Source organism: Geobacillus sp. PLS 41 (genome assembly GCF_056494105.1).
Genome location: NZ_CM151395.1, coordinates 3,318,425 through 3,335,667, shown reverse-complemented (window position 1 = coordinate 3,335,667; position 17,243 = coordinate 3,318,425). Strand labels below are relative to the sequence as shown.

The window sequence follows — 17,243 nt, the reverse complement described above, 5'->3', positions numbered from 1 at the left end:
TTCGGGTGGAGCATTCAAAGAAAAACGACAAACGAGCCGGCCGATTCGGCCAGCTCGTTTCCGGCTTATAACACATTGAAATAACGCGCTTCCGGATGGGCGAAGACGATCGCCGAAACCGATGCTTCGGGTTCCATCATATAGCCGTCGGTGAGACGGATGCCGATGTCTTCTGGATGAAGCAGACGGAACAGTTTCTCCTGGTCTTCCAAGTTCGGACAGGCCGGGTAGCCGAACGAGTAGCGCTGGCCCTGGTATTTGGCGGCGAAGCGCTCTTCCATCGTGAAATCGGGGTCGTCCGGGAAGCCCCAACGGTCGCGCATAATTTGGTGGATGCGTTCGGCGAATCCTTCGGCAATCTCGAGCGCCAACGCTTGGATGGCATGGCTTTTCAAAAATTCGCCTTCTTCCTTCCAGTGCTGGGCGAGTTCGCGGACGCCATGCCCGGCGGTGACGGCGAACAAACCGACGTAATCCATTTCGCCGCTTTCTTTCGATTTCAAATAATCGGCGAGGCAAAGATACGGCGCCCGCGGTTGGCGCGGAAAGTCGAACATCTCGAGCACTGTTTTGCCGTCAGTCGGATCGTAAATGTAAACCCGGTTGCCGTCGCTTTGTGCAGGGAAGAAGCGGTAGACGCCGGCGGGCTGAATCCAGCGGCGCTCTTTCGCTTCGGCGAGCAGTTCGTCGACGACCGCTTTTAACGCCAACGCTTTTTCGTCTTTCTCTTCAAGCAGCCGTTTCACTTTTCCTTTCAAGCCGAGGTGGTGGCCGAGCACCATTTGCCAGTTGACGTACGGCAACACGTGGTCAAGCGGCACATTTTTTAGCACGTGGCGCTCGAGATCGGCCGGGATGTAGACGGGAACGTCGGTCGAGACGGTCGATTTAACCGCTGTGACCACCGTCGTTTGCCGCGTTGGCTCGCTTTCGGCCGTTTCTTTTTTCTTGTAGTCAATCTCGCCCTGCTGGATTTGGTTGGCAAGGGCAAGCCCGTCCATGGCGTCTTTCGCGTACAAGACAACGCCGTCGTATTCGGGTGCGATTTTGTTTTCGGTAAATTTGCGCGTCAAGGCGGCGCCGCCGACTAAAATCGGGGTCGAGATGCCCGCTTGGCGCAAGTCTTGGGCGGTGACGACCATCTGTTGAGCCGATTTCACAAGCAAGCCCGACAACCCGATAATGTCCGGCTGATGTTCGCGCACCGCTTCAATGAGTTGCTGCGGAGCGACTTTAATGCCGAGGTCGATCACCTCGTAGCCGTTGTTGCTTAAAATGATGTCGACCAAGTTTTTGCCGATGTCATGCACATCGCCTTTGACGGTGGCGAGAATGACTTTTCCTTTTGTGCTTCCTTCTTTCTTTTCCATATACGGCTCTAAAAAGGCGACCGCTGCTTTCATCACTTCCGCGCTTTGCAATACTTCAGCGACGATGAGCTGGTTGTTGTTGAACAGCCGCCCGACTTCATCCATGCCGGCCATGAGCGGACCGTTGATGATGGACAGCGGATCGGAGTAGGTCTCAAGCGCCTTTTCCAAATCGGGAATGAGCCCGTCTTTCGACCCTTCAATAACGTAGCGGGCGAGCCGCTCTTCAAGGCTCAAGTTCTCCTCAGCCGGCTTGGCGGCGGTGATTTTGCTTCGGTAAAATTCGATAAAGGTGTTTAATGTTTCATCGCTCGTGTCAAACAAAAGCGCTTCGGCCATCCGCACTTCCTCTTCCGGAATCGAGGCGAACCGCTCAAGCTTCTCAGTGTTGACGATCGCATAATCGAGCCCAGCTTGCGTGCAATGGTACAAAAAGACGGAGTTGAGCACCTCGCGCCCGGCCGGCGGCAAGCCGAACGAGACGTTGCTGATGCCGAGCATCGTCAAGCACTCCGGCAGTTGCTCTTTAATGAGGCGAATGCCTTTGATCGTTTCGTTCGCCGCGCCGATGTATTGCTCATCACCGGTGCCGACCGGGAAGACGAGCGGATCGAAAATGATGTCGCGCGCCGGCACCCCGTAGCGGTTAACGAGCAAGTCATACGAACGCAAGGCAATTTCCAGCTTCCGTTCGGCGGTGACCGCCATTCCTTGTTCATCGATCGTGCCGACGACGACAGCGGCGCCGTATTTGTGCAAGAGAGGAACGACTTTCGCAAACCGCTCCTCGCCGTCTTCCAAGTTGATCGAATTGATGATCGCTTTCCCTTGCGAGTAGGTGAGGGCGCGCTCGATGACGCGCTCGTCGGTTGAATCGATGACAAGCGGCACTTTCACTTTTTTCACGACTTCGCGGACGAACTGCTCCATGTCATGGAGTTCGTCGCGGTCTGGGTCGGCGAGGCAAATGTCGATGACATGGGCGCCGTTTTTCACTTGGGCGCGGGCGATTTCCGCCGCTTCTTCGTATTTCCCTTCGGCGATGAGGCGCTTGAATTTGCGCGAGCCGATCACGTTTGTCCGCTCGCCGACAAAGAGCGGACGCATCGTTTCATCATAGATGAGCGCCTCGATGCCGGAAACGGCGTGGACATCAAACGAAGACGGAATCGCCCGCGGCGGGAGATCACGCACCGCTTCGGCAATGGCGCGGATATGATCCGGCGTCGTGCCGCAACACCCGCCGACGATGTTGATCCATCCCTTTTCGGCAAAGCGGCGGATTTTCTCTGCCAGCATATTCGGCGTTTCATGATAGTGGCCTTCCTCATCCGGCAGACCGGCGTTCGGGTAGCAGCTGACCGCCGTGTCAGCGAGCGAGGCGAGCGTGCGCAAATGGTCGGTCATAAACTCCGGACCGGTTGCGCAGTTTAAGCCGACGGCGATCGGCTTCATATGGCGCACCGAGATGAAAAACGCATCGATCGCCTGCCCGGCGAGCGTCGTGCCCATCGGTTCGATCGTGCCGGAAATCATGAGCGGCACGCGGCGGCCGACCGCTTCAAACGCCTTCGAAATGCCGAGAAAACCGGCTTTGACATTCAGCGTATCTTGGCACGTCTCGAGTAGGAGAAGGTCGACGCCTCCTAAGAGCAGTCCGCGCGCTTGTTCTTCGTAGGCGGCGACGAGTTCTTCAAACGTTGCGCCGCCGGTCACCGACAACGTTTTCGTCGTCGGCCCCATCGAACCGGCGACAAAGCGCGGCCAGTCCGGGGTGGAGAACGACTCAGCCGTTTGTTTGGCGAGTTTGGCCGCTTCGATGTTCAGCTCAAGCGCCAAATGACCGAGGCCATATTCGTCAAGCACGATGCGTGTCGCTCCGAACGTGTTCGTTTCAATGATATCAGCACCGGCTTCTAGGTACGCTTCATGAATGCGGCGGATGACATGCGGGGCGGTGAGGGTCAAATATTCGTTGCACCCTTCATACGCCTCGCCGCCAAAGTCGGCGGCCGATAGGTTGGCGCTTTGGATCATCGTGCCCATGGCGCCATCGATGACAAGAATTTTTCTTTGCAGTTGCTGTTCTAAGGTGACGTTAGCCATGAACAACCTTCCTTTCTTTGGCGGCCGCTTCTTTTTCATGAATGTAGCGGACAAGCTCGACCGTCATGTCGTAGCGCAAGAACGGCGTGATCAAATAAATGCCGTTAAACAAATCAAACGCAGCGTCAATGAGCGATTTGGCGATAGCGATGCCTTCCTTGGCTGCTTGCACCGGGTCGCCGCCGCACGCCGCCATGCGGGCGCGAATCTCGTCAGAGAGCGTAATGCCCGGCACTTCATGATGCAAAAAGTCGGCGTTGCGCGCGCTCACAAGTGGCATAATGCCGATGTAAATCGGCGTGTCAAGATGCTTGGTCGCTTCGTGCACTTCAACGATTTTCTCTTCCGAGTAAATCGGCTGGGTCAAGAAATAGTGGGCGCCGCATTGAATTTTTTTCTCCATTCGCTCAACTGCTTTATCCAAATGGCGGACGTTCGGGTTGAACGCAGCGCCGATCGAGAAGTTCGTTTTTTGCCCAAGCGGTTTGCCCGAGTACGACAGCCCTTCGTTAAACTGGCGGATCAAGCGGATCAAATCGAACGATGATAAATCATACACCGACGTTGCTCCTGGGAAGTCGCCGATTTTCGACGGGTCGCCGGTAATGGCGAGCACGTCGGTGATGCCGAGCGTATGCAACCCCATCAAATGCGACTGCAAGCCGATCAAATTGCGGTCGCGGCACGTAATATGCACGAGCGGGCGGACGCCGAGCCGCTCTTTCACGATCGTGGCGACGGCGGCGTTGCTGATGCGCGGCGTGGCAAGTGAGTTGTCAGCTAACGTCAGCGCGTCGATGCCGGCGTCATGGAGCGCTTTCGCCCCAGCGAGAAACTTGTCAATGCCGAGTTGCTTCGGCGGATCGAGTTCGACAATGACCGAGCGGCGCGTGCGGGCGAGCTCGGGAAGCGGAGTCGGCGCGGGCCGATCGGCTTGCACCGATACAGATGCCGTGCGCCGCTTCACCGTTTTTTCCGTCACCGGCGTCCGGTCGGCGAGCGCCTTTGCCATTGCCTCAATATGTTTCGGCGTCGTGCCGCAGCACCCGCCGATCAAGCGCACCCCTTGATCGCGGAACGCTTTGGCCGCCTCTTCAAAATATTCCGCGTTCGTTTCATAGACAAGCCGGCCGTCGCGGTAATCCGGGAGGCTCGCGTTCGGATACGCCGACAAAAATGCCTGCTTCGGCAGCGGCACTTCCTCGAGCGACCGAAGCATATGATATGGACCGAGACGACAGTTCAGTCCGACGACATCGGCCCCGAGCGCCTCTAGGCGGGCAAGGGCGTCCGCGAGCGGCGTGCCGTCTTGCAAAACGCCGACTTCATGGAGCGACACATGGGCGATAATCGGCAAGTCCGTCTCTTTGCGCGCGATGGCAAGCACCGTCTCCAACTCTTCCAAATCGTAATACGTCTCGAGCAGCACGCCGTCGACTCCTTCAGCCAGCAGGACAAACAGCTGCTCGCGAAACGTCCGTTTCACTTCTTCGAGCGTGACGACGCTTTTGTTTAACGTGCGCAGCCCCCCGATCGTCCCGAGCACGTACGCCCGCCCATTGGCTGCTTGCTTCGCCAGTCTTACAGCGGCGCGATTGATCGCCGGCACCTCGTCTTGCAAGCCGTAGCGCGCGAGTTTCACATAGTTGGCGCCGTATGTATTCGTCTGAATGACGTCGGCGCCCGCGGCGATATACGCTTCATGAATATGGACGATTTCATCTGGATTGGATAGATTCAATTCTTCAAAACAACGGTCAATGCCGTGCGAATATAAAAGCGTTCCCATCGCCCCGTCGGCGATGAGAATGCGCTCTTTCAACTTATCCAGCAATCCCACGTTCGATTCCCCCGTTTCTCCGTAGTAAAAGAAAAAAGCCTTCTATAAGAAGAAGACTTTTCATTCGCTTCTTCTTATCTTCCAGGCTTCCGCCTGTCTGGATTTAGCACCTTGGCCGCGGCCAGGTTGCTGAGGGTTCACCGGGCCAGTCCCTCCCCCTCTCTTGATAAGAATGTCCGTATGCAATTGTGCGGCAGCGTTTTGATGATTACTATATAATTTAATGTATTTTTCGAAATTATTCAATACGGTGAAGCGAGGAAATTTCAAAAAAGAATTTCTCGGATCAACGGAGAAGCTCTTTTCCACATTGGGGGCAAAATTGGAAATTGTGCTGCACATGCCCGCCGCAATGAGGGCAATGCTTGTTTGGCTGTTTATGGCTTCCAAATCGGACGTTCAGCGGGTCGGGCTCTTCCTCGCTGTCGACAATGTCCAATAAGGACATGCGTTGTTTTCCCGTCGCATTTTTGTAATGGTAAAACGCTTGAAATACGCCGATGGCGATGACGACAAGGCCGAAAAACGGAAAAAAGCGGGCGGCGGGAAACGGCGAGTCCGCGGTGATGGAGAATGCCATCACCATCCAAAAGATGCCGAACAACACAGCGGCGATGCTGCCGAAGAGTCCTTGCATCGACGGACCGCGGCCGGGTTTGATGCTTTTCAATTTCATTCCTCCCTAACAGAATTCATAGATATATTATAATAGAAAAAATTGGTTTTTACCATGTTCACATAGAAACGTTTGAGCCGATAGAGGCAAAAATATTAGATTTTTAATTGGATTTATTTTTCAATACCTTGATTATGTCTTGTAAGAGAGGAAAACGGGCGGTATGTTGCCTTATCAATTGCATCATCGACCATTTTTCGCTTCTTAAGCATTGGCATGGGTGGGAAGACCGTTCAACGATCGTTTTGTCATTGCACTTTCATTGTCTCTATGTTCTAATTAGGAATGATGGAGATGAAGAAGACGGGGGGCTGGAAGTGAACGGGGAAGAGATCATCCGCTTCGAGCGAGTGACGAAGGAATACGACGGCACGGTCGTATTGGATGATGTGAGTTTTGCGATGGAGCGCGGGAAGTTTTATACGCTGCTTGGGCCGTCGGGGTGCGGGAAGACGACGATTTTGCGGCTGATTGCCGGGTTTATCGAACCGACGCAAGGAACGATTTATTTCCATGGAAAGCCGATTCAAAACGTCCCGCCGAACAAACGGCAAGTCAACACTGTTTTTCAAGACTATGCGTTGTTCCCTCATCTCGATGTGTTTGAAAACGTTGCGTTTGGTTTGCGCGTGAAAAAAATGAAAGAAACCGACATTCGCGAGAAAGTGAGGGAAGCGCTCCGGTTTGTCAACTTGGAAGGCTATGAGCGCCGGCGCATTCAAGAGATGTCCGGCGGCCAACGCCAGCGCGTCGCCATTGCCCGGGCGATTGTCAATGAACCTGAGGTGTTGCTCTTGGATGAACCGCTGTCAGCCTTGGATTTGAAATTGCGCACGGAAATGCAGTATGAATTGCGTGAGCTCCAACGTCGATTGGGCATTACGTTTATTTTTGTCACGCATGATCAAGAAGAAGCATTGGCGATGTCCGATTACATTTTTGTTCTGAATAAAGGAAAAATTCAGCAGTTTGGGACGCCGAAAGACATTTACGACGAGCCTGTCAATCGATTCGTCGCCGATTTCATTGGCGAATCGAACATTTTGTCAGGGCGCATGATCGACGATTTCCTCGTCGAATTTGCCGGCAAACAGTTTGCGTGTGTTGACCGCGGCTTCGCGCCAAACGAACCGGTCGATGTCGTCATCCGCCCGGAAGATTTGGAGCTCGCGGCGCCGGAAGACGGGCAGATCGTCATCCGCGTCGATTCGCTCTTATTCCGCGGTGTCCATTATGAAATTTGCGGCTATGACGAAAACGGCAACGAATGGCTTGTCCATTCGACGAAAAAGGCCGAAGTCGGGGAAACGGTCGGCCTTCGTTTTGAACCGGAAGCGATTCACGTCATGCGAGTCGAAAGGGAGGATGAGGGCGCATGACGGAACGGGCGTGGCGAAACTGGTATTTAATCCCTTATGGCATTTGGTTGGTGTTGTTTGTCATCGCTCCGATCGTCTTTTTATTATATGAATCGTTTTTGGATATAGACGGACATTGGACAGTGGCGAATTATGAAAACGTGTTGACGCCCATTTATTTGAAAATGATGGCGTATTCGTTTTGGTACGCGTTTTTGATTACCCTTGTGTCATTGTTGATCGGCTATCCAACCGCCTATTGGCTGACGAAGACGAGGCACAAGCAGTTATGGCTGTTGTTGCTCATCTTGCCGATGTGGGTGAATTTGCTGCTGAAGGTGTATGCGTTTTTAGGGCTGTTCGGCACATATGGACTGGCCAACGCTTTTTTGCAGGCGATCGGCCTCGGGGCGCGGCAGTTGTTGTTCACCGATTTCAGCTTTGTGTTCGTCTCTGTGTACATTTTTATTCCGTTTATGGTGCTGCCGATTTTCAACGCGCTGGAGGAGCTGCCGCCATCGCTTGTCGATGCCGCCCGCGATTTGGGCGCTTCGGCTTGGACGACGTTCCGCCGCGTCGTCTTCCCGCTCACGCTTGGCGGGGTGAAGGCCGGCTGCCAAGCGGTGTTCATCCCGGCGTTGTCGCTGTTTATGATTACGCGCCTCATTGCGGGCAACCGCGTCATTACGCTCGGCACGGCCATTGAGCAGCACTTCCTCGTCACCCAAGATTGGGGAATGGGGGCGACGATCGCTGTTGTGTTAATGATCGCGATGGCGGTCATCGTCGTCCTGACAGGAACCGGAAGGAAAGAGGGAAGCCGATGAAACGGACGCATTGGTGGGGACGTGTGTACTTGTTAGTCGTGTTTGCCGTGATGTATATGCCGATTGTGTATTTGATGTATTATTCCTTCAACAGCGGCGGGGCGATGCACGATTTTCAATCGTTCACGCTCAAGTGGTACCGCGACGTGCTGTCCGACGACCGCTTGCTCATCATCGTTTTGAATACAATCGTCATCGCGCTGCTGTCGGCGGCGGTCGCGACCATACTCGGGGTCATCGGGGCGCTCGCCATTTACTATGTCAAGCGGCAGCGGACGAAAAACGCTCTTCTCGCCCTCAACAACGTGCTGATCGTCAGCCCCGATGTCATCATCGGCGCTTCGTTTTTGCTGCTGTTTACAATCGCTGGCATCAAGCTCGGCTTTACGTCCGTGCTGTTGTCTCATATCGCGTTCAGCGTGCCGATTGTCGTGTTGATGGTGTTGCCGAAACTGGAAGAAATGAGCCCGACGCTGATTGATGCGGCTAGAGATTTAGGAGCCAGTCATTGGCAAGTGCTGTCCGGTGTGGTGCTGCCGTTTTTGGCTCCGAGCATATGGGCGGGCTTTTTCATGGCGCTTACGTATTCGCTCGATGACTTTGCCGTGACGTTTTTTGTCACGGGAAATGGGTTCTCGACGCTGTCGGTGGAAATTTATTCGCGGGCGCGCCAGGGCATTTCCTTATCGATCAATGCGCTGTCGACGCTTCTGTTTTTATTTACCATGCTGCTCGTCATCGGCTATTACGTGCTTAGCCAAAAAGGCGGCCGAATGTACGGGATAGGGGGGCGAAAGTAGGTGAGACGGCTTGTCCAAGGATTTGCGGCCGTGTTCATCGCCGCGTTCGTCCTGATGTTTGTCACTCATCGGCTGAACGAAGCGGAAGGGTACGGCGGAGGCAAAACGGTGACGGTCTACAACTGGGGCGATTACATTGACCCCGCGCTCGTTCGCGAATTTGAAAAAGAGACAGGGTGGAAAGTGATTTACCAAACGTTTGATTCCAATGAGGCGATGATGGCGAAAATCGCCCAAGGCGGGGCAACGTTTGACGTCGCCGTTCCATCCGATTACGCCATCAGCAAAATGATCGAAGAAAAGCTGCTTCTGCCGCTTGATCACCGAAAGCTTCCCAATTTGCAATATATCGAGCCGCGGTTTCTCAACTTGTCGTTTGATCCGCACAACCGGTATTCCGTGCCGTATTTTTGGGGGACGGTCGGCATCGTCTACAACCGCGAGATGCTCGGTGGCAAGAGGATTACGAGCTGGAACGACTTATGGGATCCGAGTTTGCGAAACCAAATTTTGCTTGTCGACGGAGCGCGCGAAGTAATGGGCATGGCGTTAAACAGCCTCGGCTATTCCCTCAATGACACGAACAAAGCCCATTTGCAAGAAGCAAAGCGGAAACTCGATCGACTCATGCCGAATGTGAAGGCGATTGTCGGCGATGAGATCAAGCTGCTTCTCGCGAATGAAGAAGCGGCCATCGGCGTCGTCTGGTCGGGTGATGCGGCGGAAATCATCGCGGAAAACGACAAGCTCGACTATGTCGTGCCGAAAGAAGGATCCAACCTATGGTTTGACAACATGGTCATTCCGAAAACAGCGAAAAACATCGAAGGAGCGCACGCGTTTATCAATTTTATGCTCGACCCGAAACACGCGGCGCAAAACGCCGAGTATGTCGGCTATTCGACGCCGAATCGCGCGGCGCTTCGCTATTTGCCAAAAGACATCGCGGGCGATCGGCGCTTTTACCCCGATTTGGATTCAGCAGGGCATCTCGAAGTGTACGAAAACTTAGGAAAACACATGCTCGCCTACTACAACGAGCTGTTTTTGGAGTTTAAGATGCAGCAAAAGTAACCATATAGATGCAACGAAATCGTTTCACATATCCTTGACGGAAAAAGTGGCTTATCCATTTTTGACTGTCGAAGGCAAGCCACAGGCTTGCCTCCGTCACGCTTTAGCGTGACGGAAGACCGAACAACGACTCGCTTCACAGACCCATTCATGGGTCTGGAAGCGGCGTTGTTCGGTCACTCGACAATCGGATGCAATGACCGGTAAAAACGAAAAGTGTTAAAGCTTTACATTGCATCTATACAATCAGAGCAGGCGCCGCCCTCTGCAATAGGGAGATGGGCGCCTGCTTGGCGTTTGCGTAAAGGGTTGCGCCGCTTCCCTAGCGCGCGGGAACGAAGAAGCCCATGGGCGGCTTCACATACAAGAAGGGATCGGACGCAGGGAAGAAGAATAGAAAGACATGATATGATGAAAAAGAGGAGGTGGGAACGTTGCCCAATCATTTGCCTATGGAAGAAAATGTGATGGATATGCTCATCGGCGGCTTTTCGGTTGTGATGTTGATCGCGGTTGCGACAATCGTTTTTCTTTGGCGAAGGAATCGAGAGGGGCGGGCGTTTCTGTGGATATTGGCCCATTTCTTGTTGCTGTCTCTGGCTGTTTCATTTGCGCTGAAGGCGATTTCCTTTGATCTTACCCATGTGCAGGCATCTGAAGAAATCTCCCTCCTTCTTGGCAAGGCGGGGCTGGCGTGGGGAGTGGGGATGGTTTGTTTGTTGGTCGGCATTGTGAAACTTTCCAGACGATGACCACGATTTAGATCGGTATGATTGTAGAGAAACGCCAAGCTGCAAAAAAAAGCCATCCGCCTTTATCGACTGACGGTTCTGAGGGGCGGATGGCGTTTGCATGATCATTCGAATCAGAAGCTGCTTATGTTGTTTTTCGATTTCTTGGTATGGTCAGTGTTTTCCAGTTGTTTGCGTTCAGCTGTTTCGCGATATAGACGATTTGCCCGATATGATACGAATAATGGTACATTTGCCGCTCAATGGCTTCGATGACGGAATGGGGTTCGCCGCGGATCGTGACTGTCCGCAACAAATCCGTTTCTTGCAGTTCGTTCAGCGTCTGAAAGAAAGCAGACCACCCCTTTTCCCAGCAAGCCAGCACTTCTTTGCGCGTATGGAAGTCGTTGATAAACTCATCATCGCGGTTTCGGTCCGGTTTTTCCCCATCCGACGACAAAAAGTCTGTCCAGCGCGACACCATATTTCCGCTCATATGTTTGACAATGATGGCGATGCTGTTGGCCTCCTCATGAAAGCAATGGAACAGCTGTTCCTCCGAACATTGGTCCATAGCCCGTTCGGCGGTCTTTTTCATGTCAACAAAGCGTGCGCGCACCACTCGCAAATATTCTTGGCCGATGTTCATTCACACACCTCCGTCAAAGAAATGCCATCTCTTTTATTCGCCGTCGATGCTGTGATTTCTTTCTATGTGACGGCAAAAAGCAAAAAAAGCAACGCCTTGGGCGGACATGACTATGGGTCATGTTTTCGAAGCAGGCGAGTGAATAATCAGATCATAGCGGCACTCTTCGTTGCCTGTGTTCATAAATTGATGTTCGCAGGCGGCGTTGTAATAAAGAGAGTCCCCTTCGTGCAAGACGTCCGTGTTATGAAACCTCCTTTGCTTTCCTTGATTGTCGAAGATGCATTCGGCATGGTCGCGAAAACATCCTCTCGATTTTCGCCGAAAGGGTGCGAAATGTGAGGGATAACGTCCGCTCTTTTATACGTAGCTTCCGATTTTTCCGTTTTTTCTCGCCCAATGCCATTGTTGCTTCAAGACCAATGAGCCCATGGCCAGCCATAATAGCGAGATGCCGAGAGCAGGAAAGAATACGGGCCATCCTTCATTCACTCCTTGCACGGCCCAAGAAAGGGGAGAAAAGTAGTTGAGAATATGAAACGCTGTCGGCAATAAATTTGAAGATAGAAAAAAACCTGAGAAGATTAATAAATAATAAAGCAGCACCTCGGTAACGGCTCCGACTTGTTTTAAGCGAAGGGACAGTCCTAAAATGAACACACCGATTCCCGTCATCCCGATTAGGCTTACGCCGCCAAATACGACGATCTCCGTTATCATGGATAATATTCCCGAGAGAATTTCGGAAAATCCAATCATCAAAGCCGCACAGATGAAAAAGAGCACTACCCACACGGATGATAATGCGATTTCCGCGATCACTACGCCCATTAAAACTTGCCATGGGGGAGTCTTGGTGGAAAGTACCTGCTCTGCCGTGCCGAGATACGCTTCCTCGATCACCGTGTTGCCGAGCTTTGAGATCAAATGAGCGCTTAAGTACCAAAGGCTGAAACCGAACAGTTTGAGCGTCGCTTCCTTTCCGGTTTGTATCGGGCTTGCGTACAGCGTACCGAGAAAAAAGACAAATTTAATGATAAGGCCAACGGTAAAATCGAACCAATACCGACGATACTCTGCCCTTTTTTTCAAAAAGGAAGCCAATACTACATTCAAGATTTGCAGGGGCAACCGACTCACCTCCTTAGACGGATAGGTTGGAACGAATAGCGGCCAAAAAATGAGTTTCAAGGTCGGCTGGAGTTGAAAAATGTTCTTTCGTGCCGCTCCAAACGATTTTTCCGCCTTGAATAAAGACAAACTTATTTCCAACGGCGTGGGCAAAAGGAATGTCGTGGGTGGTGATGAGAACGGCTTTCCACCATTGGTTTTCTTCCGTTAACATGGTTCGGATATGATGTTGCGACTCAACATCAAGGCCAAGAGTTGGCTCATCAAGGAACAAAAACGGCGCTCCTTTCATTAAGGCGATCGCAAATGCCAGTTTTTGTTTCATCCCACGTGAAAGGGTTTGGGTAAGACGCTCAGCGTATGGGGTTAGATTCAACACGGCCATCATTCGTTCGGCTCTTCGTTTTGCTTCAGCACGACTCCATTTGTTCAGCAAGCCGAAGTATAAGAGATTTTCCAAAACAGTTAAATAAGAATAGGAGTTGTCAGCTTCTTCAAATACGACCGCAATCGACTCGCGCGCTTCATCTGGATGGCGGACAACATCTACTCCATTGACATAGATGCTGCCGCTGTCTGGTGCAGTAAGCCCGATGATGCATCTTATTAAAGTAGTTTTTCCGGCTCCATTCGGCCCTAAAAGAATAAGTCGATCCCCTTCAACCAGTTCAAGGGAAACATTATGTAATACTTGGCGGTTTGGCGGATAGATTTTGTTTACGTCTTGCACGGCAATCATTTTTTTCTACCCTTTCCATTTAATAAGCTAGGGTGGTCTTGAAAAATCTTGAGGACCACCCGAAAGGATTATTACCAACTCGCTGGGACTTGAGACGGAGCATGTTTTAGTATGTCGTCACTTGTTGGAATAGGAGGGACCACAGTAAGAGAACCATGTCCTTCCAGTCGATAGAAAAGCTCTGTAGAAATACTGGTGGAAAGTTCAATAGCTATATCAATTTTGCACCACATATTAAATGGTCTATGATTTTTTCCACCCATATTCTCTTTCCCCTTTAGTGTATTATACAAAAAAACAAAAAAATGTAAATATTTAAAATTAACGTGACATTAGAAACCGATCAAAAATACACGCCAAGACAGGGATTCCGTGAGCTTGTGTAAAAAGAGGGGCGTTTTCCGTGAAGTCGTCGTCAACACCATGCTTTTTTGAGCAGTTTTACTCCAAGCTCAATATCCTCGAGCGACAAGCCGCTAAAACCGAGCTTGATCATGGGTCGGTCTGGCCGTTGGTTCACAAAATAGCGCGAAGTGGGATACACTTTTACCCCACACGATAGGGCGCGTTGAAGTAGCTGTTCTTCTGAACAATCGGAATGAACTTTGATTAACACGTATAAACCGGACTGTTCGCCAATAATGGAGATCATATCCCCAAATGCTTTTCGCAGTAGTGATGTTAAATGCTCCATTTTTCGTTTGTACACGAGGCGCATGCGTTTAATATGGCGGCCCCATTCCCCCTCCTCCATAAATTTGGCCATCGCCAATTGGCTGAGGATGGACGCAGTGCTTTCGAAAAGGCGAAACTGCTGCTGATAACGGTACAAAAGCGACGGCGGCAACACCATGTAGCTTAAGCGAATCCCAGGCAGAAACGATTTTGAGAAATTGCCCAGATAAATGACTTTTGTGGAATCAATGGAAGCAAGAGCAGGAAACGGCTTTTGCGTGTAACGGAATTCGCTGTCGTAATCGTCCTCGATAATATAGCCATCGACGTTGTTCACCCATTGAATGAGCCTGTGCCGTTGCTGGATCGGCATGCTGACTCCCATCGGGCTTTGATGTGAAGGGGTGACATAGATGAGCCGCGATCGCCTGTTCTCGAGCGGTGAAAGATCGATGACGGTTTCGGAAACAGGCACCGTTTCCAGCTGAAAGCGGTGAAACAAAAACGCTTCTCTGGCGCCGTCATAACCAGGGTCTTCGACGATCACGCTGTTGAATTCATCTTTTAGAATATAGCCAAGGGAGAGAAGCATTTGCTGCGTGCTGCTTCCGATGATGATGGCGTTTGGCTCTGTGATCACCCCGCGGGATTCGAGAAGGTAGATGGCGATTTGCTTGCGCAAGCATAATTCCCCAAACGGATCCCCATAGCGGAAACATCCTTTGGCCGTCAATACTTGATTGGAAATTCTTCTCCATGCTTTAACGGGAAAATGATCGGCATCGACGGTATCGGCGCGAAAATCGACAACAACGGACGTTGCTGCTTCCCTTGCCGATTGGCGTGCAGAAATGCGGGCTTTTGGAATGAAAAGAGGTTCCACTTCATTGGCAAAATACCCTTTTCGTTTTTCCGCGCGAATATATCCTTCCGCTACCAGCTGTTCGTAAGCCATTAAAGTTGTGTTCCGGCTGACATTCAATGATTCGGCGAGTTGGCGAATGGAAGGTAGCGGCTCATTGGCTTGAATGTCGCCTTGTTCAATCAATGATTTCAATTTTTCGTAGATTTGCTTGTATTTAGGCGAGCCGTCCTTCAAGTCAAAAATGATCGTCTTCATGTTCATCCTCCTGACATGTTTATTTTTTTGTTATTGTCACTTTTTTTATGTCAGTTTTGATTATATTATACATTGTGAAGAATGGAATGCTGTAATTGAAAAGATGGGGGAGAGGACTGATGTATATTCCGAAGCATTTTGCCATCAACGATATGTCTGTCGTCTATGAGGTGATCGAGGAGAACAGTTTTGCCACCTTGGTGTCGATGCATCAAGGGGAGCTGTTTGCTACCCATTTGCCGCTGTTGCTCGATCGGGAGAAAACGTGTTTGTACGGCCATTTTGCCCGTTCTAATCCGCAATGGAACGACATTCAACGTCAGACGGTCTTGGCGATTTTCCACGGTCCGCATTGTTATATTTCTCCTTCCTGGTATGAAACGAACCAGGCGGTGCCAACATGGAATTATGTGAATGTCCATGTGTACGGGAACGTGGAGTTGATCGACGATGAAGAAGAAATCATGCAGTCGCTGCACGATATGGTAGAAAAATACGAAGCGCCGGGCAGCCGTTACCAGCTGTCAGAGGTCGATGCCGGGATGCTGTCCGGCATGAACAAAGGAATTCAAGCCTTCAAAATCATCATCAAGCGAATCGAGGGAAAAGCCAAGTTAAGCCAAAATCATCCTGCATACCGACAAGAACGGATCATCAAGCAACTCGAGCAAATGCCATTTGAAAACGAAAAGCGAATCGCTTCCCTGATGAAAAAGCAACAGCAGTGAAATAGAAAATGAAGGAGTGAGATGTGAGGATGGGGCTTTCGACGATCGGTGTGTTTATAGTGGCAGCCGCGGCACTGCTCATCGTCCCCGGACCGGCGGTATTGTACATTGTGTCTAGAAGCATCGGTCAAGGAACGAAAGCAGGAGTTGTAGCGGTGTTTGGCGTGGCATTGGGTGGCGCTGTCCATGTTGTCCTTGGAGCCGTGGGCGTTTCCGCGATTTTGATGACATCGGCGGCTGCCTTTACGATGATCAAATATTTAGGAGCCGTTTATCTTATCTATTTGGGAGGCAAAACGTTATTTTTTGCTTCCACCAAGGATGAGGAAATCCCGAACACGAAGGCCAAGGAGAAAACATTGGCGCAAGTGTTTTACGAATCTCTATTTGTCGAAGTGACCAATCCAAAAACAGCGCTCTTTTTTCTTGCCTTTTTTCCGCAATTTATTTCGCCTTCTGCTGGATTGGTGGCTGGTCAATTTTTGCTTTTAGGGGCGATATTTGTTGTTCTCGCCTTGCTAAATGACAGCTTGTACGCCATGTTGGCCGCGGGCATCCGCAAACGGCTGGCTGCCAAGAAAGGAAGCATGAAGGTGATGAACCGGGTGGCGGGCTGTTGCTATATCTTGTTAGGACTATTCTCCGCCTTGGCGAGCCCTTCAAAACCGTAAGAGAATGGAGGAGTGGATGATGACACGTTTTGTTGTTGAAGACGATGTTTGGGCCATATTTCCCCACGCCAAAATCGGTGTGGTCGTTGCCCAAGGGATTGACAACGGCATCAAGAATGCCAGCGTTTACGAACAAATGCTGCGAGAGGCGGAGAAAGAGGCGCGGAAATTCCTGGAGTTTGAAGAATTGAGCCGCAACCCCGTCATCGTTGTTTGGCGAGAGGCGTTTCGGCGATTCAAAACGAAAAAAGGGGCGCGTTGTTCGGTTGAAGCGCTGCTGAAACGAGTGAAAAACGGTCAGCACATCCGAACGATCAACCCGCTTGTGGATATTTATAATTCTGTTTCATTGCGTTACGGGCTTCCATGCGGAGGGGAGGATATCGACACGTTTGTCGGCGACATCCGGCTGGCGCTGGCGGATGGTCATGAACCGTTCATCCCGTTGGGAGGCGAGGAAAACGACCCGCCGTATGAAGGAGAAATCGTGTATAAAGATGACGTGGGCGCCATATGCCGCTGCTGGAATTGGCGGGAAGCCCAACGAACGATGCTCACCGAACAGACGAAGCACGCCTTCCTTTGCATCGAATCGATTGATGAAACAAGGAATGAGGTTCTTTACCAAGCGCTGGAAGAATTGGCTTCCTCCATACGCCGTCATCTCGGGGGCACAGTGAAGACGCACATCGTGGATATTCACCATCCAGAAATATCGATAACGGATTAAGGACCATTTTATCCGTCT

At 51.3% G+C, this 17,243-nt stretch carries 15 protein-coding genes and 1 riboswitch; of the genes, 8 read left to right on the top strand and 7 right to left on the bottom strand.

Going from position 1 to position 17,243, the window contains the following annotated elements; translation table 11 throughout:
* Positions 1–65: 65 nt before the first annotated feature.
* From metH to ACVX3G_RS16655, 3 genes are all read right to left on the bottom strand, one after another.
* Positions 66–3,476 carry a methionine synthase gene (gene metH, locus ACVX3G_RS16665; protein WP_021322537.1) on the bottom strand — a complete coding sequence of 1,137 codons (3,411 nt, stop codon included), beginning with the start codon at positions 3,474–3,476 and terminating at the stop codon, positions 66–68.
* Positions 3,469–5,316 (bottom strand): bifunctional homocysteine S-methyltransferase/methylenetetrahydrofolate reductase, encoded by a 1,848-nt coding sequence (locus ACVX3G_RS16660; RefSeq protein WP_021322538.1) that lies wholly within the window; start codon positions 5,314–5,316, stop codon positions 3,469–3,471. The genes metH and ACVX3G_RS16660 overlap by 8 nt, the downstream gene beginning before the upstream one ends.
* Positions 5,317–5,387: 71 nt before the next feature.
* Positions 5,388–5,489: riboswitch (SAM riboswitch) on the bottom strand.
* 113 nt (positions 5,490–5,602) lie between these two features.
* The gene (locus ACVX3G_RS16655) at positions 5,603–5,986 is read right to left on the bottom strand and encodes a DUF7577 domain-containing protein (RefSeq protein ID WP_011230221.1); all 384 of its coding nucleotides are present in this window, start codon (positions 5,984–5,986) and stop codon (positions 5,603–5,605) included.
* 323 nt (positions 5,987–6,309) lie between these two features.
* Between ACVX3G_RS16655 and ACVX3G_RS16650 the strand changes: the two genes are divergently transcribed.
* From ACVX3G_RS16650 to ACVX3G_RS16630, 5 genes are all read left to right on the top strand, one after another.
* Complete coding sequence (locus tag ACVX3G_RS16650; protein WP_033845534.1) at positions 6,310–7,371, top strand: ABC transporter ATP-binding protein; 1,062 nt, start codon at positions 6,310–6,312, stop codon at positions 7,369–7,371.
* Entirely contained in the window at positions 7,368–8,177 is an 810-nt protein-coding gene (locus ACVX3G_RS16645; RefSeq protein WP_033845532.1) for an ABC transporter permease, read from the top strand. The genes ACVX3G_RS16650 and ACVX3G_RS16645 overlap by 4 nt, the downstream gene beginning before the upstream one ends.
* Entirely contained in the window at positions 8,174–8,977 is an 804-nt protein-coding gene (locus ACVX3G_RS16640) for an ABC transporter permease (RefSeq protein ID WP_033845531.1), read from the top strand. Before ACVX3G_RS16645 ends, ACVX3G_RS16640 begins: the two co-directional genes overlap by 4 nt.
* A complete protein-coding gene (locus ACVX3G_RS16635; protein WP_033845529.1) occupies positions 8,978–10,051 on the top strand; it encodes an ABC transporter substrate-binding protein in 1,074 nt (357 codons plus the stop codon).
* Between the two features lie 434 nt (positions 10,052–10,485).
* A complete protein-coding gene (locus tag ACVX3G_RS16630; RefSeq protein WP_089135005.1) occupies positions 10,486–10,803 on the top strand; it encodes a hypothetical protein in 318 nt (105 codons plus the stop codon).
* A 124-nt stretch (positions 10,804–10,927) separates the two neighbouring features.
* Here ACVX3G_RS16630 and ACVX3G_RS16625 read toward each other — a convergent pair whose 3' ends face one another.
* From ACVX3G_RS16625 to pdxR, 4 genes are all read right to left on the bottom strand, one after another.
* Complete coding sequence (locus ACVX3G_RS16625; protein ID WP_011230237.1) at positions 10,928–11,431, bottom strand: DUF1572 domain-containing protein; 504 nt, start codon at positions 11,429–11,431, stop codon at positions 10,928–10,930.
* 360 nt (positions 11,432–11,791) lie between these two features.
* Positions 11,792–12,571 (bottom strand): ABC transporter permease, encoded by a 780-nt coding sequence (locus ACVX3G_RS16620; RefSeq protein WP_223812640.1) that lies wholly within the window; start codon positions 12,569–12,571, stop codon positions 11,792–11,794.
* Between the two features lie 4 nt (positions 12,572–12,575).
* Positions 12,576–13,301, bottom strand: coding sequence for an ABC transporter ATP-binding protein (locus ACVX3G_RS16615; RefSeq protein ID WP_011230240.1), 726 nt, complete (start codon positions 13,299–13,301; stop codon positions 12,576–12,578).
* A gap of 415 nt (positions 13,302–13,716) precedes the next feature.
* Positions 13,717–15,096, bottom strand: a complete 1,380-nt coding sequence (gene pdxR, locus ACVX3G_RS16610) for a MocR-like pyridoxine biosynthesis transcription factor PdxR (protein WP_011230241.1) — start codon at positions 15,094–15,096, stop codon at positions 13,717–13,719.
* A gap of 119 nt (positions 15,097–15,215) precedes the next feature.
* On the opposite strand from pdxR, the gene ACVX3G_RS16605 reads away from it, so the two are divergent.
* Genes ACVX3G_RS16605 through ACVX3G_RS16595 form a run of 3 tightly spaced genes read left to right on the top strand, consistent with a single transcriptional unit; the run spans position 15,216 to position 17,225 of the window.
* Positions 15,216–15,824, top strand: coding sequence for an FMN-binding negative transcriptional regulator (locus ACVX3G_RS16605; RefSeq protein ID WP_011230242.1), 609 nt, complete (start codon positions 15,216–15,218; stop codon positions 15,822–15,824).
* Positions 15,825–15,853: 29 nt separating this feature from the next.
* Positions 15,854–16,495, top strand: coding sequence for a LysE family translocator (locus tag ACVX3G_RS16600; protein ID WP_014195068.1), 642 nt, complete (start codon positions 15,854–15,856; stop codon positions 16,493–16,495).
* 19 nt (positions 16,496–16,514) lie between these two features.
* Complete coding sequence (locus tag ACVX3G_RS16595) at positions 16,515–17,225, top strand: B3/B4 domain-containing protein (RefSeq protein ID WP_011230244.1); 711 nt, start codon at positions 16,515–16,517, stop codon at positions 17,223–17,225.
* The last annotated feature ends 18 nt before the right edge of the window (positions 17,226–17,243 follow it).